The organism is Catenovulum maritimum, from assembly GCF_001050375.1.
In the GTDB taxonomy this organism is placed as follows: domain Bacteria; phylum Pseudomonadota; class Gammaproteobacteria; order Enterobacterales; family Alteromonadaceae; genus Catenovulum; species Catenovulum maritimum.
Map to the genome: position 1 here is coordinate 140,954 of NZ_KQ130482.1, position 24,303 is coordinate 165,256.

General features: G+C 37.4%; 22 protein-coding genes. 7 read left to right on the top strand and 15 right to left on the bottom strand.

Annotated features, from left to right (window positions below; genetic code table 11):
- The 4 genes from XM47_RS18785 to XM47_RS00430 all read right to left on the bottom strand — a co-directional run.
- On the bottom strand, positions 1-148 hold a 148-nt coding region (locus XM47_RS18785; RefSeq protein WP_149865431.1), incomplete at its 3' end, for a DUF2256 domain-containing protein.
- Positions 149-155: 7 nt separating this feature from the next.
- A complete protein-coding gene (locus tag XM47_RS00420; RefSeq protein WP_077066423.1) occupies positions 156-1,496 on the bottom strand; it encodes a DASH family cryptochrome in 1,341 nt (446 codons plus the stop codon).
- Between the two features lie 209 nt (positions 1,497-1,705).
- Positions 1,706-2,008, bottom strand: coding sequence for a DUF6482 family protein (locus tag XM47_RS00425; RefSeq protein WP_048688081.1), 303 nt, complete (start codon positions 2,006-2,008; stop codon positions 1,706-1,708).
- A 45-nt stretch (positions 2,009-2,053) separates the two neighbouring features.
- On the bottom strand, positions 2,054-2,461 hold the full coding sequence (locus XM47_RS00430; protein WP_048688084.1) for a thiol-disulfide oxidoreductase DCC family protein: 408 nt from the start codon (positions 2,459-2,461) through the stop codon (positions 2,054-2,056).
- A 322-nt stretch (positions 2,462-2,783) separates the two neighbouring features.
- Between XM47_RS00430 and XM47_RS00435 the strand changes: the two genes are divergently transcribed.
- Positions 2,784-3,101, top strand: a complete 318-nt coding sequence (locus XM47_RS00435) for a DUF1801 domain-containing protein (RefSeq protein WP_048688086.1) — start codon at positions 2,784-2,786, stop codon at positions 3,099-3,101.
- Positions 3,102-3,185: 84 nt separating this feature from the next.
- Here the strand turns inward: XM47_RS00435 and XM47_RS00440 are convergent, their stop codons facing one another.
- Together XM47_RS00440 and XM47_RS00445 are read right to left on the bottom strand one after the other, a co-directional pair.
- Entirely contained in the window at positions 3,186-4,604 is a 1,419-nt protein-coding gene (locus XM47_RS00440) for an amidohydrolase family protein (protein ID WP_048688089.1), read from the bottom strand.
- A gap of 115 nt (positions 4,605-4,719) precedes the next feature.
- The gene (locus tag XM47_RS00445) at positions 4,720-5,769 is read right to left on the bottom strand and encodes a helix-turn-helix domain-containing protein (protein ID WP_078061786.1); all 1,050 of its coding nucleotides are present in this window, start codon (positions 5,767-5,769) and stop codon (positions 4,720-4,722) included.
- A 481-nt stretch (positions 5,770-6,250) separates the two neighbouring features.
- Between XM47_RS00445 and XM47_RS00450 the strand changes: the two genes are divergently transcribed.
- On the top strand, positions 6,251-7,801 hold the full coding sequence (locus XM47_RS00450) for a sulfatase-like hydrolase/transferase (RefSeq protein ID WP_048688094.1): 1,551 nt from the start codon (positions 6,251-6,253) through the stop codon (positions 7,799-7,801).
- A gap of 325 nt (positions 7,802-8,126) precedes the next feature.
- Here XM47_RS00450 and XM47_RS00455 read toward each other — a convergent pair whose 3' ends face one another.
- The 3 genes from XM47_RS00455 to XM47_RS18660 all read right to left on the bottom strand — a co-directional run bounded on the left by XM47_RS00455 (position 8,127) and on the right by XM47_RS18660 (position 12,783).
- The gene (locus tag XM47_RS00455; protein ID WP_048688097.1) at positions 8,127-8,453 is read right to left on the bottom strand and encodes a hypothetical protein; all 327 of its coding nucleotides are present in this window, start codon (positions 8,451-8,453) and stop codon (positions 8,127-8,129) included.
- Positions 8,454-8,625: 172 nt separating this feature from the next.
- On the bottom strand, positions 8,626-9,435 hold the full coding sequence (locus XM47_RS00460; RefSeq protein ID WP_048688099.1) for an energy transducer TonB: 810 nt from the start codon (positions 9,433-9,435) through the stop codon (positions 8,626-8,628).
- A gap of 201 nt (positions 9,436-9,636) precedes the next feature.
- Positions 9,637-12,783 (bottom strand): Ig-like domain-containing protein, encoded by a 3,147-nt coding sequence (locus XM47_RS18660; protein WP_245623391.1) that lies wholly within the window; start codon positions 12,781-12,783, stop codon positions 9,637-9,639.
- A gap of 319 nt (positions 12,784-13,102) precedes the next feature.
- Between XM47_RS18660 and XM47_RS00470 the strand changes: the two genes are divergently transcribed.
- Positions 13,103-14,818, top strand: coding sequence for a BNR-4 repeat-containing protein (locus tag XM47_RS00470; RefSeq protein ID WP_048688101.1), 1,716 nt, complete (start codon positions 13,103-13,105; stop codon positions 14,816-14,818).
- A gap of 69 nt (positions 14,819-14,887) precedes the next feature.
- On the top strand, positions 14,888-16,141 hold the full coding sequence (locus tag XM47_RS00475; RefSeq protein WP_048688104.1) for a glycoside hydrolase family 88 protein: 1,254 nt from the start codon (positions 14,888-14,890) through the stop codon (positions 16,139-16,141).
- 351 nt (positions 16,142-16,492) lie between these two features.
- On the opposite strand, the gene XM47_RS00480 is transcribed toward XM47_RS00475, so the two are convergent.
- Together XM47_RS00480 and XM47_RS00485 are read right to left on the bottom strand one after the other, a co-directional pair.
- Positions 16,493-17,044, bottom strand: coding sequence for a hypothetical protein (locus XM47_RS00480; RefSeq protein ID WP_048688107.1), 552 nt, complete (start codon positions 17,042-17,044; stop codon positions 16,493-16,495).
- Positions 17,045-17,059: 15 nt separating this feature from the next.
- Positions 17,060-17,602 (bottom strand): hypothetical protein, encoded by a 543-nt coding sequence (locus XM47_RS00485; protein ID WP_048688110.1) that lies wholly within the window; start codon positions 17,600-17,602, stop codon positions 17,060-17,062.
- Positions 17,603-17,814: 212 nt separating this feature from the next.
- Here XM47_RS00485 and XM47_RS00490 point away from each other — a divergent pair, with 212 nt between their 5' ends.
- Entirely contained in the window at positions 17,815-18,498 is a 684-nt protein-coding gene (locus XM47_RS00490) for a phosphoglycolate phosphatase (protein ID WP_078061787.1), read from the top strand.
- Between the two features lie 11 nt (positions 18,499-18,509).
- Here XM47_RS00490 and XM47_RS00495 read toward each other — a convergent pair whose 3' ends face one another.
- A complete protein-coding gene (locus tag XM47_RS00495; RefSeq protein ID WP_048688115.1) occupies positions 18,510-19,985 on the bottom strand; it encodes an FAD-dependent oxidoreductase in 1,476 nt (491 codons plus the stop codon).
- Between the two features lie 312 nt (positions 19,986-20,297).
- Between XM47_RS00495 and XM47_RS00500 the strand changes: the two genes are divergently transcribed.
- A complete protein-coding gene (locus tag XM47_RS00500; protein ID WP_172656482.1) occupies positions 20,298-21,341 on the top strand; it encodes a GGDEF domain-containing protein in 1,044 nt (347 codons plus the stop codon).
- Between the two features lie 37 nt (positions 21,342-21,378).
- On the opposite strand, the gene XM47_RS00505 is transcribed toward XM47_RS00500, so the two are convergent.
- Both XM47_RS00505 and XM47_RS00510 read right to left on the bottom strand, forming a co-directional pair.
- Positions 21,379-21,942, bottom strand: coding sequence for a DNA-3-methyladenine glycosylase I (locus XM47_RS00505; RefSeq protein WP_048688119.1), 564 nt, complete (start codon positions 21,940-21,942; stop codon positions 21,379-21,381).
- A 128-nt stretch (positions 21,943-22,070) separates the two neighbouring features.
- Positions 22,071-22,337: a Rho-binding antiterminator gene (locus XM47_RS00510; protein ID WP_048688121.1), complete on the bottom strand. Its 267-nt coding sequence runs from the start codon at positions 22,335-22,337 to the stop codon at positions 22,071-22,073.
- Between the two features lie 167 nt (positions 22,338-22,504).
- On the opposite strand from XM47_RS00510, the gene XM47_RS00515 reads away from it, so the two are divergent.
- A complete protein-coding gene (locus XM47_RS00515; RefSeq protein ID WP_048688122.1) occupies positions 22,505-22,900 on the top strand; it encodes a DUF2750 domain-containing protein in 396 nt (131 codons plus the stop codon).
- A gap of 37 nt (positions 22,901-22,937) precedes the next feature.
- On the opposite strand, the gene XM47_RS00520 is transcribed toward XM47_RS00515, so the two are convergent.
- On the bottom strand, positions 22,938-24,272 hold the full coding sequence (locus tag XM47_RS00520; RefSeq protein WP_048688125.1) for an OmpP1/FadL family transporter: 1,335 nt from the start codon (positions 24,270-24,272) through the stop codon (positions 22,938-22,940).
- Between the last annotated feature and the right edge of the window lie 31 nt (positions 24,273-24,303).

The window sequence follows — 24,303 nt, forward strand, 5'->3', positions numbered from 1 at the left end:
TATGTTGTTTTTCATGCTTGTTTTTTCGACACTTTTGAGAGCAATAGATAATGTCATTCCACTTTCTTTCCCACTTTTTTCTCCAACTAAAGCTGAGTTGGCAAATAGGGCAAATTTTTGAGTCAAGGTGAAGTTTTTTGTGCGGCATTTTCTATTTAATCCAGCTCAATTGGTTCAGCATACTTGGGCCAAGCATTCATATCTTCAAAGTCACTATAGATATTTTGTTTACCTTGCCACTTATTGATAAAAGTATCGTCAGGATCGTATAAGTCTTTCTGCTTGTCTAAGTTAAAGTGTCTGCCACCTCTTGGATCGGCTCCAACACCAGCAATGTATTGCCAATTACCCCAGTTTGAAGCAGGATCGTAATCTATAAGTTGTTGTTCAAACCATGCAGCGCCATAGCGCCAATCTAATCTCATTTCGTTAACACAGCAACTTGCGACAATCTGTCGGCCTCTATTCGATAAATAACCTGTACTATTTAGCTGATGCATGCAAGCATTAACAATCGGGTAAGGCGTCAGCCCCTGACGCCATTTCAAAAATACGACGGGGTAAAATGAATTTAGTAGAGGCTTGTTGGTATTGGCTTTAAATAGATATAAAAATTTGCCTTGTTTGTGTGCATTCCATTGAAAATATTCTCGCCAAAGTAGTTCGAAAAACAGCCAGTAAGTCGATTCATTTTTTTCAAATTTTTGCTCATACAGCTTTAAGTCTTTGTAAATAGATCTTGCAGATACAGAGCCATTGGCTAGCCAAGGTGACCATTTTGATGAATTTCCCCAGCCTTCGAGCGCGTTTCTGGTTTCTTTGTATGTGAGTGGGGCTGGTGAAGAAAAGAACTGATTTAAGTGCTTGATCGCCGCTGATTCGCCACCTGAAAAAATAAATTTATTGTCGTTTGGTGATTTACTGGAAAGTGAATCGATTGTATCTACCTCATTCAATAATAAATTAGATGGCAGCGGTGGATAATAATCAACTCTTTGCTTGGCGTCTGGTATTGTTAGCTTTTCAGCTATTTTTCTAAAAGCAGTGAAGTGCTGAGGTAAATCAGTTAATTCAAATGGTAAATCTTCGGCGTCGAATAGAGTGTGAGAGTGCTTTTGTATGAATTTAATTTTGTTGTAATGCTTTTCAAGTTTTTGCCAGCATAGTGTCTCGAAATAGCCCGCGTTGACACTACTAAATATTTGATCTGGCTTAATTAACTCAATCCATTTACTTAAACCTTGGGTAACTGATAGTTGCTCGATGAATAATATTTGACCGGTTAATTTTATTTGCTGTTGTAAATCTTTGAGGCTTTGCGTTAAAAAGTTAGATCTAGCATGTCCAATTGATTTGGTTTGTAATTTGGTTGATCTCTTTGATGCAGGATCAAGGCAATAAAGCAGGACTAATTCATCACTTTGCTCTATCGCTGTCAAAAGTGCAGGATTGTCATTAAGCCGTAAATCGTTGGTAAAAAGAAAAATTGAGCGCATTTAGCTAACCATAATATTTACATTATTAATCATCTAAACGCTCATTAGCCCATGTTAGATCAATTACAACTCAATCAATATTAATAACTTAACTCGGGGTAGCAACTTGCCTTCTTGAAGGCCTTGTTCTAATAAAAAATACTTCTCAATAAATAAAAATAAATTATATCAATAACTTAATAGAGAAAAATGAGTGAGTAAAGATCCCACTAAAAACTAATTTTTATTTTCATATGCGTATCTGGTTTTTCTGCTAAACCACACATTTCATCATATGCAGTTTCTGCTTCAAGCCAAATATTGTTGCAGTCAATTTTCGTCAATATAGATTTCACTTGGGTTAGACTTTTGCATTTTAGTATGTGCCCTGAATTGCCTATAACATAGCCTGAATTTTCATTACCTGAGGAATCAATCCGCATAGCTTCTAATAAGTAAATTCCAGATTCAAAGCTGTGAACAGATATTGAATCAGCGCCATTTAAAGTGAGTGATTTTAGTGCATGCTGCATAGCCGCGTCCTCTTTTTTGGTGGAATAGTAAAGTTAGGCTTGAACTTATTTCAATTTACACTGATTTGATTCACAAGGTTTTTTTCCTGTAAGCCAATAGGATATCTGGTATCTATTTCTGGCAAACCATAAATAAACTTTATCAGCAAAAAAACGAATAATAGGCCACCTCAGGGGAGCAATTAAGTATCCTCGACCAACTATTTTCCACGCTTTGTGAGTCACATCTAAACCATATAAGAAGTACGTGTTGCCATCACCGTCATCACACTCAGCGTGTAGTATAAGGTTCGCCTCTTCAATATTTATGCTCGGATAGATTTGAGTAAAGTTTTCGGCATGAATGTCTGCAAATGCTAAAGTATTGTTCTTGTCCAGTTTAGCTAAATGCTGCATCTCATTGATACACAGGGGGCAATAACTATCGTAAAAAATGGTTAGCTTAGGAGTCATGTTAAACCTGATACGGACACTGAATCGTTTAATTAATTTTTATTTTACGTGGCTATTTTAAATATCGATCAATCTGTAGAGTGTTAGCCGCTATATAAACTACTGAACAAAAATATTCGAATGTTGTCTTGTTTGAACTAGTCTCCGCTTGTCTTTGAAAACGAGTCAAAGAAGGATGCGATAATAAAATTTACATAATGAAGCTTGAGGTATCTAATAACTCTGGTTCGGTTTCTACATTTTTTCAGTAAAATGCTAATTTAACCAAGTTTTATTGGTTCCATATGACAGCAGTCATAGAGTTCAAAAGGAGTATCACACTATGCAATTTGAAAAGGATTTAACATCACCCTATAAAGATCTTTTTATTTATGTCAGAGATTACCTGCTCAGTTTTGATGGCGTGACAGAAATTAAAAAAGATAAAATCACAACTTATTCTTTTAGTGGTTCGGCATTATGTCACCTAAGAACTATGCCACATGGTGTAGATATAGGGTTTCTTAAAGGTGCCTTTATTGAAGATTCACTTGGACAATTACACGGAAAAACTAAAAGAATGCGAGTATTGTCTATAGAGACAATTGAAGCAGATTCTATCGACTTTTATATTAAAGCTGCTCTTAAATTAAATGCCTAACACAGATGAGTTATTTTATTTGTTTGCAGGGATGAGACTGACTCGTCCCTGCATCAGTTTGTCTTTTATCTTGTCCTTATTTAATTAACGTGCATTTAGTGCGGCTGCTTTCGCTAACATTGCAGTTAAATCCGCTTGGTTATGCCATTGGTCCTTAACAAACACTCCTGTAACTTGCTGAGCATTTTCAATATTTTCTAAAGGATTATTTCTGACCATAAAAAAATCAGCTAATTTTCCTTGCTCAATGCTTCCACGCTCGTCATCTTCTCCTAAATATCGAGCAACGTTAATGGTACCTGTTTCTAGCGCTTGGAAAGGGCTTAAACCAGCCTTAACCATAATGCCTAATTCTTTGTGTACAGAAAACCCAGGTATAACTGTACCAAAAGCATCGACTCCTAAAATTAATTGCACGCCTTGTTGTTGAAATTGTGCCATTAAGGTTTGTATCAAATTATTATTATGTTTAATCGCTTCTAGTGTAAATGGCCAGTTCGGATCACGATAAGGGTTTTGTGAATCACTTAAATACTGCTCTTTAATCCATTTTGGCAAATACTTATTGTGCTCGCGTGTTGCAAGTGCTGAAAAACGTTCATCGTCTAACCAATCAGTAATGGCATCAAATATTGTTAAGGTGGTTACTATAGCTGTATCTGATTCGATAAACGCTTTTGCCATCTCTAAGCGGTATTCGGGTTTTTCAAAATCAGCTAATTTTTTAGCGTGATCCCTAAAAAATATTTTTGCGTCCACTTCTTCAGTGTGGGGTTCATGCATAGAGATATACAACAACTCCTCAACATGCTCTACAGAGTCCATCCTCAAAGTGTCTGCTAATGGCATTTTATGCTGGGTGTGGCCAGTGACCATGATGTTATTCTGCTTTGAGACAGTTAACACTAAGTCATAAATATCTTGTGGTAAATCTGCATGAATTTTTACCACATCAAAACCATTTTCAACGTAAAAACGCATCATTTTTTCTGCCGCGGCCATATCTGGCAAATTTTCTGGTTTTAATTGTGGGCCACTCACTAAATATCGTGGGCCTGTCATCTGCCTGTTTTTTAATTTATCTCGTAATGCAAGGTGGTCTTGATCACCATCTTTTAATGACATATTGCGGACGGTAGTTACTCCGTTCGCTATATATTGATTAAACATTGCTTGGGGATTCATACGTAAATGACTGTGCATATCTGCTAAACCTGGTAATACATATTGGTCTTTGCCATCAATAGTCGTAACTGCTTGGTAATCGAGTGTTTCATCATCAGATAAAATCGCAACAATGCGCTCATCTTTAACTAACACAGTACGGTTTCTGAGTACTTGTTCTTGATTCATAGGGACAAGGTTGACATGCGTAAAAGCAAAATCAACAGCCATAGGAGGTTGCACAGTATCTTGTGGTAAAACGGTTTGTTTAAAATCAGAGCAAGCAATACTCACTATAGATAAAAGAAAAGTGAGCGTGATTTTGATTAAATAATTCATTGTTATCTGCCTATATTAAATATGCTTTAACTCTACAAAAATATCGCGGCGTCATCGTCTAAAATTAAAAAACTGCACCAATAATATGATTTCGTACGGGTGCAGAATAATATAGTTAATTGTTATTTAAGGATTTAATATATTCTGACGGAGTGAGATTAGTTTGCTTTTTAAAAACGGCATTAAAGGTAGATTTAGAACTAAAGCCAGCATCAAACGCAATTGCTAAGATATTAGCCGCTTGTTTTTGTTCTTGTAGTTTCGCTTTTACAACGTTAATTCGTTTGCCATTGATATAATCAGAAAAATTAATGTCGCCACCTTTATTAATCGTCCAAGAAACTAATTGCTCACTTAAACCTAAACTTTGAGATAGATCTCGCAATGAATACTTCGCCTGCAAAAAGCTCTGGCTGTTTGTTAGGTAGTTTTCAATATCGGCAAAAATAACCTTTGCTTGTTGGTGCTCTTTATCTGCTTGCTCTAATTTCTCTTTTTTTAGCGAGATAGATTCCATATCTTCAAAGCTATTATAGAGTTCGGGCTGTCGTATTGCGTTAATGATTAAATAGCTTGTTAACGACAAAGCAATAAACGTACTAATAAAATACCAATGTACTAACACTTCAATATCAAGCACTAATTGTAAGTTCAAGCGTGTAAAATCGACAATTTCAATCACACTGACCACTGTTAAAGTATTGAATAACCAGCCTAAAGCATAACCATCGTAATCAACAGTTGTTTCCTTTAAATAAACACGATAGCGCCATAATAGGCGGAAACTCATCACTAAATAAATGGCCAAACTAATATAAGCAATAGCGAGCACCTGAGGCCACCAAGGGGTAAAAGCTATTGCGATAACGGCAGGCATTAAATGAATTAAATGAGCTTTTACTCTGAAATCGCGATAAATCATATTTTTAACTAAGAGATAATATAGCGGCCCTAACGCTACTTGCATGGCGGGTGTGACTAACCAGTATTGGCGGGTAATGTTTAATTCTTCAATAATATTAATAAATTCTAAACTATGCAAAGCTAAGAGCATAACTAAGCCTTTATATTGTGGCTTACCCATGACCATAAAAATGCCGAGTACTGCAATCGTGGTAAAAATAATGTGAAGAATATTAACGGGGTAAATGGAAATTAGCGTCATTATTATTGTTTTAGCCAATTGATTTTTATAATTAAATAAAATATATCACAAAGCAATAACAACATAAATGTAGCATCGATTTTTGCTATACCACTGAAGTGGTTTGCGCGGCTGTGCAGCTATTATTTGTATCTAGGGTAGATATGTCCGTACTCGTTTTGTATGTTCTCAAGCATATAGCACTTTATATGATCGAAATTGTTATAAGTGGTATTAACTATGACATGTTGGTCATTTTATTTAAGTAAGTAAGTACTTGCGAACTTAGGTTGTTGTTTTAATTTTTACCTTTATTGCAATGGCAACAATAACAGCGAACTCCAACTGTTTCAGGTCAGTTTTTAAGTAGATGGATCACATCTAGATTATACATATGATGAAAATCATAGTGATATCTTTATAAAATTAAACAATGTTATGTATTTTGTTTAGTTTATTCTATATTCTTAGTATTCCAATATAGTTTGTGTGATGATTTTTGATGAAAAATTTGGTCGGTAAGGTTTTTATTTTATTTAGTTCTATTTTTTTGATATTGGGTTGCGACGCCACTAAGGTGCAGCTTTCCGATGAACAGGTGACGGGAAACAATCAGGCTCAGCCAGCTAAACGTCCGAATATCTTGTTAGTTTTATTAGATGACCTAGGTTATGCAGATTTGGGTTATATGCCACATAGCGAACCTGATATTTATACTCCTTCTATTGATGCTTTGGCACAGCAAGGTACACGTTTTTCTCAAGCGTATGTATCTCACGCATATTGTGGACCCAGTCGAGCAGGCATTATGACTGGGCGCTATCAGCATGAGTTTGGTTCTCAATTTAATTTGGCTGATTACTCGGTGCATGGTGTTCCAACCAGCGAAACTTTTTTCAGTACGGTTTTAAAAAGTGCTGACTATTCGACAGGGTTGGTTGGTAAATGGCATTTGGGTGAGGAGCCTGAATATCGCCCAAATGTTCGAGGTTTTGACTATTTTTATGGCATGCTAGGGGGTGGGCATGTTTACCACACTAAAGATTTTGTACGCGTAAAAGATTATGACCCCGCCGCCAAATCGGTTTGGCTGTACAAAGCGCCGTTAATGGAAAATGACCGCTACGCGAGCGAAGCGGGATACGACAATAATCTATATATAACAGATATGTTGACTGATGTTGCGATTGGTTATATTGAGCGTGAAAGTGCTAAGCCTAATCCGTTTTTCTTATTTATGAGCTACAACGCGCCGCATACACCAGAGGAGGCGAAAGAGGAAGACATCGCTGCCTTAAAACAAATTTTAGGGGATAAAGCAGCACAAGATCAGAAACGACTAACCTACACTGCTATGGTATATGCGGTTGACCGCGGGATGAAGCGCATTGTTGAAAAGCTTAAACAAACTGGCGTATATGAAGATACGCTAATTGTGTTTTTAAGTGATAATGGTGGCCGAATTAATAACGCTAGTGCACGCAATACGCCACTTAAAATGGGCAAAACCTCAGTTTATGAAGGTGGAGTAAGAGTACCTATGTTTTGGCATTGGCCAAATGGTAACTTACCTAAAACGACCTATGATCACCCTGTTTCAGCATTAGATTTTTACCCAACGTTTACCGCGTTAGCGCAAGGGAAAATCCCGCAGAATAAACAATTAGATGGTAAAAATATCTTAAGTGCCGTACGAGCCAATGAAAATGCTCGTGTAAACGAGGCACTGTATTTTATGATGCATTTACCTACGACGGATGGTGGTTTAAATCAAACAGCTATCGTTTTAAATGATAATAAATGGTTTACAGATGGCAAGGGAGATTGGCAATTTTATGATTTAGCCAATGATATTTCAGAACAGCATGGTCAGCCTTTTGGGCCGGATAAACAAGCTATGTTGTCTGAGTTAGAGCAGTGGGCATGTGGCCATATTAGACCGCAATGGTTTGACTCATCAAGGTATGGGTTTGAAGCCGCTTGGGATAAAAATAATATGCCGAATTTCCCTAAAACCTTTTCTCAAATCTCTACTCAGGGCAAATGTAAATAACCTCAAATGTTGCACCCAATATCGAGTTGGGTGCTTCCACAGCTATAAACTTTTCCTAGTTCGTTCGAGAGAAACTAATTAAGAAATGATCGAGCAGGTACTATGAATAATTAGGTATGCTTGGCTATGAAAAGCGGATTGTCATTTATAGCGTTATGCTTATCCAATAGAACTATCTTTGCAAAAAGCTCCTGATACGGGCACCTAATTTAAAAATGCCCGCTAGACCTAGATTTCCGCTGCCAGTGAGCCTTTTAAACGATTAATCAAACATTCTTTGCCCTTAGCTAACGTATCAAGTTTCTTAAATACTTTTCCCAATTTTTTACCTTGCGATTGATATTTTTTTTAAAAGTTTTGCATGGAAGTTAACGCAACTCATCACTTTAAAGCCTCTTGAATCTATTGGACAGCCTTGTAAATTAGCGTTTGACTCTACTTGTTTTGATATCAGAGCTTGCTGCTGAGAAGAGTTCTTTTTTATCTGGGATCTGATTAGTAACAAGTCTTCTTCTAATTGTGCCAAATTGACATCCTTGCTAGGCGTTTCAATTAACGAGCAGTCTACAATGTGGTCTTTGACTTTTTTGCTGCTAGAGCAAGAGGCTAAAAAGATCACAATTAATATCAATGCAGTTTTAGTGTAACGCATAATTATCCTTATTAATTTTGTTATCCGGGTGGAGCGCTAAATAAATTTATTTTTGGACGACTATTTTATAATAGATAATTAATATTGTTAACAGTTGACTTCAATCTAAAGCCCCCCTTTAATTTAATGCAAATCCACGATTAACTAGCAAGATGGGTAAACAACTTTCTGGTTACGCATTTTTAGCCATTGCTTTTGCCTGACTAAGAATTTTCTCGAAAGTGGCTAAGTAAGGCTTAGCTTCTTTTATACGCTTGATCGCGCGGAAATCTCTTGATGCATCACTTAATTTATTGAGCTTTATATTAGCAATAAACCGCTCTTTTAAAACAGAAAGCTTAAACATTGGCTCGGTTATTTTAGAGTGAAATTTAATCGTATTGAGGTGCGATAATTGTTGCTCAATATTACCTGTTTTTTGCGCATAAGAAGCCGATAAATTATGATAAAAGTTTTGCTCGGTTAAATTATAAAGATGGTTAATATCAATGTCAGCTAACATTGCTTTTGCTTCATCTAACTCATTATTTTCTAGTCGCTTGTTTATTTTTAGAAAGCGTTTTTTTAGATTTAAATCGAGTATTTTTTTACCTTCGAATAAAAACGTTAATTCAACCGTCATTTTTTTAGACTTAACCGTGACACCATTTTTGAGCGCCGGCTTATATTTCCATTCACGAAGTGCCAATTCAGCTTCAGTTTTGAATTCTTCAACCCCAAAAAATTTCAACGGTTTTATGTCCACCACATTACCTTGTTCATTAACAAAAAAGCTCAAGCGAACCCAACCTTCTTGTTTTTTACGAAGCGCAGATGAAGGATATTTAGGCTCTATTCGTTCAATGGGTTTAGGGTGAATATAATCATCTTGCGATAAAGGTTTAGCCTGTGCATTAGTCATCAGCAAAGCAGAAAAAGTTAAATAAAGCGCCAAAGTTAAAAGTTGTGCTATGTGTGTAGCTACTCTTTTTGTGAAAAGCATTAAAGTGATTCCTTATCATTATTTTTATTCAAAAAAAAAAGCAGTGTGACAGGCATTGCTAATATATTTAAATTACAATGGCTTAACGGTTTGTGTGTATTTCGTGTTCGATGTTTATGTGTCAAGATTCTAATAAATCAGCTGATTAAACGTAAAAGAGCATCACTAGGATGCTCTTTTGTTTACAAGTGCTATAAATTGCTAGCGATATCGTCTACCCAATGCCACTAATGTTAAGAACAGCATAACAAGAGGTGATGTACTACCACCAGATGACTCATTACCCGCAGAGTCATTTGAATCTGGTGGTGTGGTTTCTGCTGGCTTAGCTTCAACAGTAAGTGTCGCTGTTGTTTGTGCTGTGGCGTCACCGCTGTCAGTTACGACTGCTTTTACCGTATAAGTACCGGCAGATAATGTGCTTAAACCTGAGCTTGCTTGTGTCCATTGATATGGCGCTGCAGTATCTTCTGACACCAATACGTTATTAATATACAAGGCAACGTGCTTAATATTACGTGTTGTCATAGATGTTGCTGCATCTACTGAGAATGCAAGTGAGCTATAGCCTTCCGTTACAGTTTGTGTACCTTTGGTAAAGCTTATGGTTGGGGCTATCAATGTTTCTTGCACTGTTAATTGGGCACTGGTTTGCGCTGTCATGTCACCACTGTCAGTTGCGACTGCTTTTATAGTATAAGTGCCGACAGATAATGCGCTTAAGGCCGAGCTTGCTTGCGTCCATTCATAAGGTGCTGCAGTGTCTTCAGATATCAATACGTCATTAATATATAGAGCAACGTGCTTAATATTGCGCGATGCCATTGATGTTGCTGCATTTACTGAAAATGTAAGTGAAGTATAACCCTCAGTTACGGTTTGTGTACCTTGGGTAAAGCTAACGCTTGGAGCTACCAGTTTTTCTTGCACAATTAACTGGGCGCTTGCTTCGGCTGTTACACCTTCACTGTCAGTTGCAATTGCTTTTAACGTGTGTGTACCTACTGGGAAGCCTAGCAACTCAGCTTTTAATGTTTCGTTATGACCCCAATCGTATGGCGCGACTGATTCTTGACGAATCAAGGTGTTGTTTACAAATAATTCAACTTTAGCGATGCTGCGATCATCTACTGGTGAGTCGGCCGCAACATTTAGTTTCAAGCTGGTGTAGCCTTCTTCAACTGTTACGTCACCTTCTGGGAAGCTAACTGATGGGGTTGGATCAATTACTGTTAGTTTAATTGAGGTTTCAGCTGTATCCCCTTGGCTATCAGTCACTTTCGCTTTTAATGTGTATTCACCCACATCTAAGCTAGATAATTGTGTACTGGCTTGTGTCCACTCGTATGGTGAACTTGCATCGTTAGAAACCAGCTGGTCATCCAAATACAAATCAACACCTGTAATTGTGCGAGTCACATCTGGTGTAGCCGCATTGACAGTTATGCTCAGACTGTTGTAATTTTTTAACAAGGTAAGCTCTGATTCAGTAAATGAAATCGTAGGCGTTGGCTCTACTACTATTAATGTCATTAGGGCTTCTGCAGTATCCCCAGCGCTATCGGTTGCAATTGCTTTTAGCGCATAGCTGCCAACGGCTAAACTTTGTAATTGAGTATCCGCTTCTGACCACTTAAATGTTGGCCCGTTTAAGGTTGAAACCAACTGGTTATCAATGTAAAGCGCAACATTGTTAACAGAGACGGAAGAATCAGTTGAGGATGCTGTCGTTGTAATGTTTAAACTTGAGTAGTCTTTAACCACAGTGAGCGCACTTTGCTCAAATACAACCGATGTAGTAGACAAACCCAAATCGATAACTTGTAGGTGCAATGGTCTTGCTGCACCCGAAGCGGCTTCCATTAAGTAATAATAAACTTTGCCACCTTTAGCATGTGAAACGCCGTGCTGGAAGTTAGTTGTGGTTGTGATGTCGGTATAAATTCGACTAAATTGCGTAGTACCACCTTTCGCAACTTCAATATAAGGCTTTTTATTTTCTAAACCTATGATGTAAACATCATCACCAATAGCATTAATTTCAGAAGCGCCAGTAATACCTGGTGCATGAATAAAGTCAGTTGCGCCAGCTGGTTTGTATAGATGACCATAAACTGTCTTGTTATTCTCATTATCTTTAACTCGATGGATTATATGAATGTCCCCCTTATCTGTTACAGTCCAGTCAAAGTTACCCACTATATGTACTTTGTTTGCTTGGGTTGTGTCTACTAAGTCACCAGGCTCATAAATTTTAATTTCGTCGGCATCAACTAACGGCCAAGTAATTTGTTTGCCTGTGTGGTCGCGCCAAATGTTGTTTGCTGGATCGTCTAAGTAAGCATAATAAATACCGTTTTGGTAAATGAATTTGTCGTTGTTATTGCTACTACGTCTTTGGAAACCGACACGCAACTTACCATTTACGTACTTCATTTCACCATAAAGACCCCAGTTATAATCTTGGCCATGACTTTTTTGGTTTCTGTGATTAAACGCTTCGAACAGGCTCCATTTCTGTGCATCTGCATCATAGCTATTATAATAATAAGCACCGTTATTATTTCCGCCCCAGCGCATAAAGTGCAGTAGTTCACCTTCTTGGGTTTCAAAAAATTTAGGATAAGTTAATGCAGAAAAATTACGTTTATCGGCTAAATCTCCACTCATGGTTAGGTGTTTGTAATCGTCCGGTCCTGTGCTAACTGAACTGGTGTCTTTGACAAATTGCTTTTCTAGGGTGAAATCATCATCAGCAACTTCGGCGGCGCCGGGCAAACTGTAGCTGTAGCGGAAAAAGTCGTCTTTGAATCTGTCGTCGTCAAATTTTGCATTTGGAATGCTGTTGTCGTCATAGGCGTGTAAATCATACACCATATGTATGGTGCCATTTTTCGGGCTAATGGCTAAGCCTATGGTGTTGTGCGATTCACCAATCCACCAATTGCCCTGAAAACCATTGTGTTGATGTGGGAATTCTATTGTTTTTACTATACCTGTATTAGTGTCTAAACGAGACAACATTACGTGGCGGTCATCTTTACCGCCTCGGTACCATGTCATAAATACATATTGTTTATATACTTTTATTGAATCACCGTGTGCTGAAATATTGCCACCAAATTTGAAATGGTATTTTGTATCATCTTTAAGCTCCTGGGTACTGAGCTTTGGGCTGGCAGTATCAATATCAGAACCATCAAAGTGCAAAGCATTGTCGGCTATTTTTGTCGAGGATTCTAACGTGACGCTTGCATTTGCAGTTGTCGCGGCTAATAAAATTAAGCCAGCGCTGCAGCTGGTTAAAATTTTATTGAGTCGTGAAAGAGCGGTGATTTGTATAAACATTTTTCAGTTACCTTAACTTTCTTAGTCGTGTATTAACTTAATTTCATCATTATTGTATCATTTGTTTACATTGTTAATCAAATGCGGTCATAAGTATTTAAATTTAGTCTAATTAATTCACTGGTATTAGGTTAATTTAAGCTTTATAAAAAGCTTGCTAGGTGACTGCTTAATATGAAATCAGCTGTAATTTTTCCAAACTAGAACAACTTAGTTGAACAATTAAAATTGATTGTTTTTGTTCTTTTATGGTAATTAATGAAATAAATGGACTAAAATTCAGGTGGAACTGTACTAGGTTGCTCCCATAGGTATTTATATGAAATGTTTAAAACAAAAATCAGTTAGTAAATTTTCCACTCTTAAAGCTGGATTGATGTCCGCACTAATGGTGACATCAAGTGTGTTGCTTAGTGCTTGCTCGTCTTCACAGTCTGAGTCGTCAACTTCAGCGCAATCAACTTCAACCCAAAGCTTTATGGCGCAACGTAGTGCCTTAATTGCCAAGTATTCAGCTGAAGATAAAGTTTTTGCAGCTTTACAAGCTCAGGTTAAGCCTGGTGACTCAGAAAGTGCAGAATATTGGCGCTGGCGTATCGATCAGTATTTATATGGTCAGTACCCTGAATATCAGCCTATTTACAATGCATACAAAAAAGGCAAAGGGTTTCACGACATTTATGAAATGCCGCCCGAGCAATTGGGGCCGAAAAAACCAATAGCGGAAAAATTACCCGATCTACCAGCTGGTTATTTTTCTGATAACTTAGAAGGCAACCCTCATGCAGGTTGGCATGATGTTGTCGGTGATAAGCTTTATATTACTTATCAAGGCGAGTTAACTGACCCATATATTGCAAGTTATGACTTAGTCACTCATGAGTGGCAAGGGCCTTATAAAGCGGCTGAAAGTACGTTATCAAAAGGCGATAGAAAAATTGATAGTCATGGTCGCCCAATCATTGAAATAGACAGTAAAGGCCATTTACATCTGATTTACGGTGGCCATGGGGGAGAGCGGGAAGATGGTTTAAATCCTATGTCGATCGACACGCCACATGCGGGTGGCAGAATGCTGCATGTGATGTCGGAAAAGCCGTATGACATTAGCAAGTTTGTTTATGTAGATGATATTACGCCGTTTGCTTCATATACAGCCAGTGAAAAAATGGCGAACGGTGATATTTACTTATTTACCCGTGCAGGTACGCATAAGTCTCCTTGGGTTTATTACAAAATGCCAGCAGGGCAGAGCCGATTTGAAAAACCCGTTATTTTCACTTGGCCAACCGCACAAAAAGATAATCCTATAAATGTAGATACCTTCTATATTAAACCTTTGCGTGTTTCGGATACTGAAATTGCCATTAGCTCTTTGTGGCATGAATGTAACTTCCTTGAATATCACGATAAAACCACTTATTCGCGAGTAAATGTTTATTACATGAAGTTAGATACAACCACAGGTAATATGTACAACGCTCAAGGTGAAAAGTTACCTTTGCCAATTACATTAGAGATAGCTGATCAAAAAACGCTTGCGTTTGACTCAACTCAAAGAGAAGAAACACCATTTGGAACCGATCCGTTAATTTTAGAAGATGGTCGTCCCGCCGTCGCATACCAAGCACGAACTAAAGATTATCGTGAGATGCGTATGGTGTCCTACAACAATGGTCAGTGGGTACATAGCCAACCTATGCCTGGCACAACTAAAAGAAGTTTACGCGATCTAAATAATAATCAAATTGAACAAATTATTAGCCTTGAAGCTTTGGGTAGTGCGCAAGCGCAAACTAATGCAGTTGTCGTCTATAGAAATAGTAAAGGAATGACTGTATTTGCCACAGCAAGCAGCCAAAATGGTCGCGATTGGCAAGTTGAAAAAGAACAATTTAGCTTAAGTAAATCACGCATTATGTTGGAGGCAGTTAAAAATTCAGCAGGCGATACGGTTGCCGTTATTTTAAGTATTAGACGCGGTGACGCTCAGCGCTTGTATTTATGGCAGGATGGCGCTCTTCGAGGTATATAGTTTTGAGTAATATATTTATCCTGAGTCCAGGTTACTTAGAGTTAATTCAATTAAAAGGTATGATTTGTGATGATTAATAACAAGCAACTTCTTATTAGCATTGTTTGCGTTTTATCTGCGTGCAGTGCAACAGATAAAAAATTAACCGCGCCCGCTACAAATGACAAAGTACAAAGCACGGTAACATACTCAAAAAAAATTGATTGGCCAGTAGATAATGTTGCCTTTTGTAATGCGGCTTTAGACGAAGCAACAATGCAATACGATGGTTTTAGAAAAACTTATACGGATCCAAGCAAAGTACCAAGATCATTTAGCAATGGAGTTACAAGGTTTGATCCTATGTTGGGATGGACAACTGGATTTGTTGCTGGAAGCTTTTGGAATTTGTATGAACATAATAAAAACCAAACATGGCTAGATACTGCGACAGAATGGACTAAGGCGCTCGAGAAAAATCAGTACAATCGTAAAACTCATGACATTGGTTTTATTATTTATGATAGTTTTGGTAATGGTTTGCGCTTGACTAACAACAAGGCGTATGAAGATGTTATCGTGAGCGCTGCCAAAACTTTAATGGAGCGATTTAACCCTCAAATAGGTGTTACTTATTCTTGGAGTTGGGGTACGTGGGAATTTCCAGTCATCATAGATAACATGATGAACTTAGAGTTGTTATATCGTGCATCTGAAATCACTGGTGACTCAGTTTATAGAGATGCTGCTATTAGTCATGCAACTATCACTATGGAACATCACTTCCGAGACGACTACAGCTCATTTCATTTAGTTAATTATGATCGAGAAACGGGGAAGCCAAACTGGAAACAAACTTTCCAAGGTATCGCTGACGATTCTTCTTGGTCACGTGGTCAAGGTTGGGGGTTATATGGTTATACTATGAGTTATCGTTTCACTAAGGAAGATAAATTCTTAGAGCATGCTCGTGGTATTGCAAACTACATTTTAACTCATCCCAATATGCCAGAAGACTTGGTACCTTACTTTGATTATGATGCGCCAAAATATCCTGAAGTGACTCTATACCGTGATTCGTCAGCTGCATCTTTGGTTGCCAGTGCCTTGTTAGAGCTGTCGACTTTTGTTGAAGAGGCTGAATCTAAGCGTTATTACGATGCTGCGATTAAAATGTTACGGTCATTATCTTCACCAGCTTACCTAGCAGATAAAGGACAAAATGGACATTTCTTGCTAAAACAAGCGACAGGTAATTATCCGGCAAATGATGAACTTAACTCACCATTGAATTACGGCGATTACTACTATCTACAAGCCTTAAATCGCTGTAAAGCGCTTTAAGGGTGTGGCTCTTTACGTAATTTTTGAGTAATAGGCTATTTTATTCATTAACAAAGCAGAATGAACACAGGTTAGGCAGCGCAGTTTTGGTTCGTACTTAGTCCAAACTGTGCCATCTAGCAGTGCAATCCAATCATATTAACGGAGAAATCGGCCATTGCCTTTGGTAATGTTTTCTCCTTTTATAGCTTCTTTGTGTGACAGGCATTGTTAAATTAATATTTTTCAAAAGCTATATATAACAATTGGTTAGGTTGGTCTTATTGTGAGCGAGAAGCTTTGTTGCGCGTTCTTAATATAGGATTAGATGTTTAAAGCCTAATAACGCTTTTCCGGTTTTAGGCTTATTCCTTAGGTATTTTTAAGTCGTGCCCAACACGTTTCCTCATTTGTTTTGCGATTAATCTCCGCGTCTGATTTTGATTCCCCTTGCAGTACATTCTGCTGGTGTTGAGCAATGATTTTTGCCGCTTGATAGCTGGGTCTACTCAACATTTTAGCAGGGGTTGTCGGTTGAATTAGCGTAATAAAGGCTGTTGAGATAGGGGCGCTATCTTTTACATAGGGTGCCTTTTCTTTAAGAGTAGAAATACCACACCAAACCGTGTTATTAATCTTTTTAATGGTAAAGCCTTTTGAACCATTTGCTTGAGCTAACTGCGCACTATGAAATAACAACATATTTTCAGCTCGTGTTTTACTACTCCCATTATCAAGTTTTACAGTTATTTTATAATAATGTTTGGCTTTTATAATTTCTTCTGTCACGCCAACTTTATAAAAGTTATTCATATAACCACGTTTATAAGGTAAAGAATCTACTACTTGGTAAGGTGCCGGCTGATAGGCGCAGCCAACAATAAATAAGCCAATAAAAAAGCATAAAAGTTTAAAAAGCTTCATTAGTCTGTCCCTGAATTAATTGCCATCACAAGCATTAAGATAACGTTCTTGGTTTTTTATTAAGCTTGTTTCGTCAATTATGGCTTCGACTTTGGGTTGGGCTATATCTTTGACATTTTTTGCGACATAGATTTTTTGCTTTTTAACGGTTTCTTTTCCATCATTTATGAGAAGCACAAAACCTGAGTACTTTGGCCCTGCTTCCTGAGTTGACCTTTGCCCTGAATAACGAGTCTTAGTGCCATAGCACCATCTGCCAGTTTTTCTTTTTTCAATTGAAAACTTCTCAAAGTTTTTGCTCATCGCTAGATTAGCTGCATGTAAATAAAACATATCTTTTGCGCGTTCAGCGGAACTTGTGCCTGTTAATTTCACAGCAACGTGATAAATACGATCATTAACTTTCTCTTCGGTGACGCCTAGGTGATAGGAGTTAAATGACTTTCCTTTTTTATAATTAGTTGATGAATTAACTTCGTAAGGCGTTTGTGTGGTTTGACAGCCTGTTAATAAGACCGAGGCAAGCAAAGAAAGTGAGGCTATAAATTTATGCTTCAATGTGTAGATCCTTTTACAAATAATAATTTATTGAGTTTATGTTTTTTGATTGTAAAGGGTTTTTTTTGGTTGTAAATGGTCTGTTTTGATTTTTAAAGACTGAGTTTGGTTTTTGTTGTTTTTGCATATAAAGAATGCTGTTTTGATGATTCTTCTCGGTTAGGCTGTTAAAATCATTCACCAAATTAGGCTTTTAATTTCTTTGAGACGTTTTGATGTTACAACAAAAAAATGTATTACTTTTTGACCTCGATGGCACCTTAGTGAATAGCGCACCTGATCTCGCTTTAGCAGTTAACCGAACGCTTAAAGATTTAGGTAAGAAAACATTTGATGGAGATACCATTCATCATTGGGTTGGTAATGGTGCTAAGGTATTAATATCTCGCGCTTTATCTGGTTCAGCCGATATAGATCCTAAATTAGATCAATCACTCATTAATGACGCCTTAGCCATTTTTTTAGCCCACTACGAACAATGTTTATGTGTGGAATCTGTTTTGTATCCAGGTGTTAAAGAGGGCCTAGTTAGCTTAAAATCAGCAGGTTTCCGCCTAGCCATTATTACCAATAAGCCTGCCGTTTTTATTCAACCTATTCTGGAAGGTTTAGAGGTTGATAATTTGTTTGAGTTATTAATTGGCGGCGATACGCTACCTCAGCGAAAGCCAGATCCTGCACAACTTAATTATGCCTTAGCAGAGCTGAATGTGACTGCCGAACAGTGCTGGATGATAGGTGATTCTAAGAATGATATTTTAGCTGCGAAAGCGGCCAACATAGCGAGTGTAGGCTTAACCTATGGTTATAATTATGGAGAAAGTATTGCTAATTATCACCCTGAGTTATGCTTTGATACATTTGCCCAGTTAACTGAATCTTTGTTGGCAAAATAATTTTTTTTAGTTTAAAAATTTTGCGCTAATGCCTTTGGGTATTCGCGCTGTTCTGCCAGAGCATTGGCGCATTTGGTTATTTCAGCTGCCGAGCACTTTAGGGTTACCGGAAAGTAATGTTCAGTTAAATAACAGCCTAATTCGGTATTATCTACTAGATTACTCTGAATTAAATTCGCAAGAATTGCATCCGACGCAGCTAAAGCCGAAGATGCCTTTACAATTTCAGCTCGAGCATAATTTTGACTATCAAAAGAAACATCGGCAGCACGCAAATCAGGATCTTCACCTGGAATTTGTTGTGCGCCAAATAACGGCTTCGCCGCTGTTGTTGCAGCACTAAAAGCGGGTATAAATTGAGCTAAATGCTCTATTGAACCTAGCGTTCTATGCTGAACGAGCTGTTCTGGCCATTGTTTATCTATCTTTTCGATAAATTTATCGGCTAGCTTAGGTTGGGCGCTCTGCTGACAGCTCGCGACCAAACCTTGGTCGAATAAGGTAATGTCTTGAGTCATTCCATGTAGTTGAAAATATCCATCTGGGTATGGCGTTAATTGCGCCATCCCTTGAGGTGTACCCCTTTCCCCATAAAACACGATTTCAGGCCACAAGCCTTGTGCTTCTGGCCAATGAGCGACGTAAGCAGCTTTAAACTCGACCATACGCTGACGTTTAACACTCAGCATGTCATCAATTTCACCACTTTTAAAACCACAGGCATTAATTACGTAATCAAAATTTTGATGCGCTTGGGTTTGGCTTTGAACATTTTTTGTAACTAGTTGCCAACCTGTCCCTTTTGCTTGCGGCACCATGGCGGTTACTTGCGTATTAGTTTGTAGGTGGCAATGGGGTAATTTTTCAATCGCTAAACTGGCGATAGCGGCAAACCTAAACGCGGATAATCCATGTTCTTGAACCAGTAACACAGGAAATTTAATACGTTTTAAATCAACATATTTCGCAAAAGTAATTAACCAATCACTGTCTTTAGACGCAATTTTAGGCGTTGGTAAATGACGTAAAGCCATTATTTCTTCACGGGAATAAAATTTAAAATAATGCTCAGGTTCACCTAATACTTTGTTGCTGATGTCTTGTGCGACTAAATCTGTATATAAATTACGTAATAAAGTTAAACGAGGTAATAAATCTGAAGGCTCGCCTTTATCTGTGGTAGGTAACGCAACTATGGTTGGCCTAATATTGACACTATTTGGGTATACTTTAACTGTATCTATTGATTGCTTTAATAAGGTTAAACATTGCTGATCAGAAATCTCTCGGTATAAGTTGCCTCCTGCATGTAGGTGACAAATCGGAGGGCCATTTACTAAGCTAGGACCTTTTTCAATTAGTGTGGTATCTAAACCAAGTTCGGCAAAACGCAATGCGATAGTCGAGCCCGCAACGCCACCACCTATAATGGCGATTTTTGCTTTTGAGCTCAAAATTGGCGATTTTACTAAGGTTTTGGTGATCATTGGATTAATCGTTACAGCTTTATGGGTATATTGTACTTGCACAAAAAGAAAAATTCTCAGATTTAAAGTACTCTAAACGGATTATTTCATCATTTAGATCGGTTTGATATAAAATTTAATCCATCGACCTTATTTTGAGCCTTTTTCCTTGAGTTTGTACAATTGTGTATAATAGTCGCTAAATATCGTCATTTGAATTTATCATTATCCATGTCTTCAGTACCGAGTTCGAGTAAAGCGAACACAAAAAACCTCTTAGTTAAGCTTTTTAAAAGAGTATCTTCAATTCGATTTATTGAAAGCAAACCCCCTGTGAGCCCTGAAGAAGATAAGTCGTCTTTTAATTTAACTCAGTTACTGACGATATTTTGTGCTTTAACAACTTTGTTGATAACGCTAATCCGTATGAATTTTTCTAGTTTGCCTAGTACTTTTAGTTGGCTAGGTATTGCTAATTCTCTGGTTTTTTTCTTGCTTTGGGGATGTTTTCGTATTGGGCTTTTTAAGCGTTATGCGGCTGGTATTTTGTTATGTACCATAAATTTAGTTTTAGTGCCTATGGTCATTATTTCTGGCGGACTTAGCAGTCAATTTGCACCTTTAGTCGCGCTTATGCCTTTTATGTTTACTCTGCTAGGCGGTTTTAGTTATGCTATTTGGGTTAATTTGGCTTGGAGTTTGGTCTGGATCATGATGCTAAAAATTGGCATGTATGATTTGGATTTAACTCAGTCTCCTTGGGAGCAGGGTAAGGCAATGTCTAAAGCGCTATGGCTTATCCTTTCTACTAATATTTCTACTTTTTTAGCGATTAAATTTGAGAATACAAACCGGAGACAAAAAAAAGAGCTGATTAAATTAGCGAATCAAGACAATTTAACTGGGGTTTACAATCGCCGAGGTATGACACAGTTATTGAATAACGAAATATATTATTGTCTTCGCAGTAAGACGTACTTATCTGTGATGTTTGTAGATGTTGATTTTTTCAAAAAATATAACGATTTAAACGGGCATGTTGAAGGCGATAAAGTTTTAATTGATGTTGCTAACTGTTTGGTTAATAACACTCGTGAAGGCCAAGACACGGTAGCCCGTTATGGTGGTGAAGAATTTATTATAATAATGCGCAGTACCAATGCGCTGGAAGCAAAAGTGGCTGCGGAGAAAATACGACAAAGTGTGCAAGGATTACAAATAAAATATTCAGACGTTCAAGATGAATTTATTACTGTTACTATTGGTTTATATTCAACTAAGTGTATTAATGAGCAAGTTGAAGATATTTTAAATACAGCAGACCAAGCTTTATACTTGGGTAAGCAACAAGGACGAAATAGGGTTATTAGCGCCTAATTGACGACCCTGTAACTTATTCTGTATAGCTGCCGGATTATTTGTTGTCGTTAGTATAGTGCTCGCAGTATGTAAGGTGATCGTTAACCATACCAACTGCTTGCATATAGGCATAGCAGATTGTACTACCGACAAATTTAAAACCACGTTTTTTTAAGTCTTTACTCATTGCGTCAGATTCGGCTGATGTGGCAGGCACGTCTTGCATACACTTCCACTTATTTATTATCTGAGTATGGCCTACAAACGACCATATATATTGATTGAAACTACCGTATTCTTGTTGAATTTGTAAAAATAATTTGGCATTGGTTACCGTGGCGTTTACTTTTAATTTATTTCGGACAATCGCTGGATTTTGCAATAATTCAGCTATTTTTTCTGGGGAGTATTGCGCGACTTTGTTTGGCTCAAAATTATCAAATGCTTGTCGATAACCTTCACGCTTGTTTAAGATTGTGGACCAGCTTAAGCCAGCTTGAGCGCCTTCTAAAATAAGCATCTCAAATAATTTTTGATCATCATGAACAGGTATCCCCCATTCCTCGTCATGGTATTTGGTTTCTAATTCAGAGGCTAAAGCCCAATCACAGCGCGTCATAATTGTCCTTGCGTTTATTGTTGTCTATGTTTTCAAATTCAGCACATTGCTATGCCGTGTTGTTTAGTTAATTTTCGATTTATTCAAACGGTTGAGTACTGAGACTTTTATAACATACATAAACTGCTTTAATTAAAAATTACTTTAAAGTTGTGTTTTGGTATTGGGTTGTTATTGGCTTCTAATGTTTCGGTTTTATTTAAGGGTATATTAAGTATTTTGTTGTTTTCTAATAAAACCAAATGTTCATTATTGTCTAATTTGACTATGTTTTGGGCTATGCCTGAATGTTGCTTTCCATCGTCTAACGTTACAGTGACATGAGACAAACGCATGCAGATGATTTCAAAATAATCATGCATTTCACAGCTTATTTGTGGTTTTGTTGTGGTCACTCTTTATTTCCTGATCTTTTTTTCATAAGCCAAATTTCATCAATGAGGCAAAACTTAACCCTAATGATTAACTGACGCTAAGATTAAATAAAATTTACCTTGCTAATTTAGTCTAGTTTTTAGATAGTCGCTTAAGTTATTTACAATTTCTAATTTACGGACTTTTTATGCCTGTTTCATTGTCACCTCAGCGAATTGCTGAAATTGAAAAATTTAATCTTGAGCAGAGATTGCAATATACAATAAAAGAGATAGTTAAAAATGATCAAGTTTGGATTTTAACTGATGCAGAAGGCTGCATGATGTTAACCATAGATGACGAGGATGGTATTCCTGTATGGCCTAATGAAATATTTGCCAAGGCTTGGGCCATGGGTGATTGGGAAGAGTGTGAAGCTAAACCAATTCAATTACAGAAATGGTTAAAAGATTGGACGCCGGGCATGCTTGAAGATGAGCTATCTGTGGTTGTATTTCCGAATCAAAACGAAGAAGGTGTTGTTTTGTTCGCCGATGAATTTGATTTTGAGTTGAAGCGTCAAATTAAGAAAAAACTGAATTAACTTAGTTAATTCAGTTTTATTTAATCGTTACATGAGTTTAAAAGTCTAAACTGATGTAACCGATAAACGAACGTTTTTCCGCTTCAGCTATATCGTTATTTACGTTATTGGGGTACAAAGGAATTCCAACCAAAGTGTCTGCAACTCTTAAATCTGCATATCTTGCGCGGCCTTCACCCCATTTATAATACCCACCTATAGTAAAAGGGTAATCATAAATATTGCCTTTGTAAGCTAAACTGACGCCTTTTAAATCTATATCTTCTACTCTCTGTAAGTCTATATTTGTGTCGATGATGCCATTAGACTTATCGGTGAAAAAGCCGATGTAGACTTGTTTTAATTTGGTTATCTTAAAATTGGTGCCAAATGCAAAATTGGTTAACTCTTTTAAGTCCCTCGTTACTATATCACCAGTTTTTTGTAGTGTTTTGAGTTCATTGTTTGCTTGCTTAAAGTGATGGACGTCTAAGCTAAATCGAACTGAATTTGATATTTTATACGCACCACCAAAACTGAGCTTGAGCGGAAACTTTTGTTTTTCTTTTGACGATTCGTATAAGCGAAGAATCGGTGTGACATGACTCGGTAATTGAGTTGGACTGGTAACTAAAATGGTCGTGGTTATGTCGTAATTTCTTTTCGCCGCAATATCTTTGCTAAGGTTTAAGCCAAAAGAAAGGTCATGTTTCTTCCAGAGTAAACCTAAGCTAGGTTGTAACACTATATGTTGATCTCTGTATCTTCGTCTTGCGTCAAACCCGCTATAGATAGTTGCGGTTGGCAGATAGGTTTGGTTGACAACGCCTGATCCTTGCAGCGTTCTAAAATCACGGTATTGTACTCCTAACCCAGTGCCTATAGACAAGGTATCTGATAATTTCAAAGCTGTGGCTAAGGTTAGTTGGTAAGAAATGTTATCAACAGTGATATAAGCATACTCATCTGTGTGTTCAGCTGGTGTTGTTTGTGTTGCAGGGACTTGATAAATTTCATTTTGGACTGTTTTTTCTTGTCCGTAATCGATAACACCAAATGATAAACCGTAAGCCCAATTTTTATCTGTATGACCAATGCCGAAAAAGCCCGGGACAATGGATAAAGAATCTCTTATTAAATTATTTCCATTACTGAAGACGTTTTTATGCTCGGTTCTTTCCCAAGAAACGGTATTGACTGATGCTGTTTTCGTTTCTTTAATGCGAGTTAATCCAGCAGGGTTATAATGCATAACAGATAAATCATTAGAAAGTGCGGTATATGCACCACCTAAGCTAATTGATTCCCCGCCAACCAGTAAATTGTTGTTGTGAAATTCATCCGCTGTAAGTTGTGTAGCATAAACTAACATTAGGGCTAGATACTTTTTCATGAACTTATCCTTATGTATGTATTAAAGATGC

What these genes read in the sequence shown, in the direction of transcription:
- XM47_RS00420 (WP_077066423.1), bottom strand. Translation starts at nt 1,496, where the DNA reads ATGCGCTCAATTTTTCTTTTTACCAACGATTTACGGCTTAATGACAAT.
- XM47_RS00425 (WP_048688081.1), bottom strand. Translation starts at nt 2,008, where the DNA reads ATGCAGCATGCACTAAAATCACTCACTTTAAATGGCGCTGATTCAATA.
- XM47_RS00430 (WP_048688084.1), bottom strand. Translation starts at nt 2,461, where the DNA reads ATGACTCCTAAGCTAACCATTTTTTACGATAGTTATTGCCCCCTGTGT.
- XM47_RS00435 (WP_048688086.1), top strand. Translation starts at nt 2,784, where the DNA reads ATGCAATTTGAAAAGGATTTAACATCACCCTATAAAGATCTTTTTATT.
- XM47_RS00440 (WP_048688089.1), bottom strand. Translation starts at nt 4,604, where the DNA reads ATGAATTATTTAATCAAAATCACGCTCACTTTTCTTTTATCTATAGTG.
- XM47_RS00445 (WP_078061786.1), bottom strand. Translation starts at nt 5,769, where the DNA reads ATGACGCTAATTTCCATTTACCCCGTTAATATTCTTCACATTATTTTT.
- XM47_RS00450 (WP_048688094.1), top strand. Translation starts at nt 6,251, where the DNA reads ATGAAAAATTTGGTCGGTAAGGTTTTTATTTTATTTAGTTCTATTTTT.
- XM47_RS00455 (WP_048688097.1), bottom strand. Translation starts at nt 8,453, where the DNA reads ATGCGTTACACTAAAACTGCATTGATATTAATTGTGATCTTTTTAGCC.
- XM47_RS00460 (WP_048688099.1), bottom strand. Translation starts at nt 9,435, where the DNA reads ATGCTTTTCACAAAAAGAGTAGCTACACACATAGCACAACTTTTAACT.
- XM47_RS18660 (WP_245623391.1), bottom strand. Translation starts at nt 12,783, where the DNA reads ATGTTTATACAAATCACCGCTCTTTCACGACTCAATAAAATTTTAACC.
- XM47_RS00470 (WP_048688101.1), top strand. Translation starts at nt 13,103, where the DNA reads ATGAAATGTTTAAAACAAAAATCAGTTAGTAAATTTTCCACTCTTAAA.
- XM47_RS00475 (WP_048688104.1), top strand. Translation starts at nt 14,888, where the DNA reads ATGATTAATAACAAGCAACTTCTTATTAGCATTGTTTGCGTTTTATCT.
- XM47_RS00480 (WP_048688107.1), bottom strand. Translation starts at nt 17,044, where the DNA reads ATGAAGCTTTTTAAACTTTTATGCTTTTTTATTGGCTTATTTATTGTT.
- XM47_RS00495 (WP_048688115.1), bottom strand. Translation starts at nt 19,985, where the DNA reads ATGATCACCAAAACCTTAGTAAAATCGCCAATTTTGAGCTCAAAAGCA.
- XM47_RS00505 (WP_048688119.1), bottom strand. Translation starts at nt 21,942, where the DNA reads ATGACGCGCTGTGATTGGGCTTTAGCCTCTGAATTAGAAACCAAATAC.
- XM47_RS00515 (WP_048688122.1), top strand. Translation starts at nt 22,505, where the DNA reads ATGCCTGTTTCATTGTCACCTCAGCGAATTGCTGAAATTGAAAAATTT.
- XM47_RS00520 (WP_048688125.1), bottom strand. Translation starts at nt 24,272, where the DNA reads ATGAAAAAGTATCTAGCCCTAATGTTAGTTTATGCTACACAACTTACA.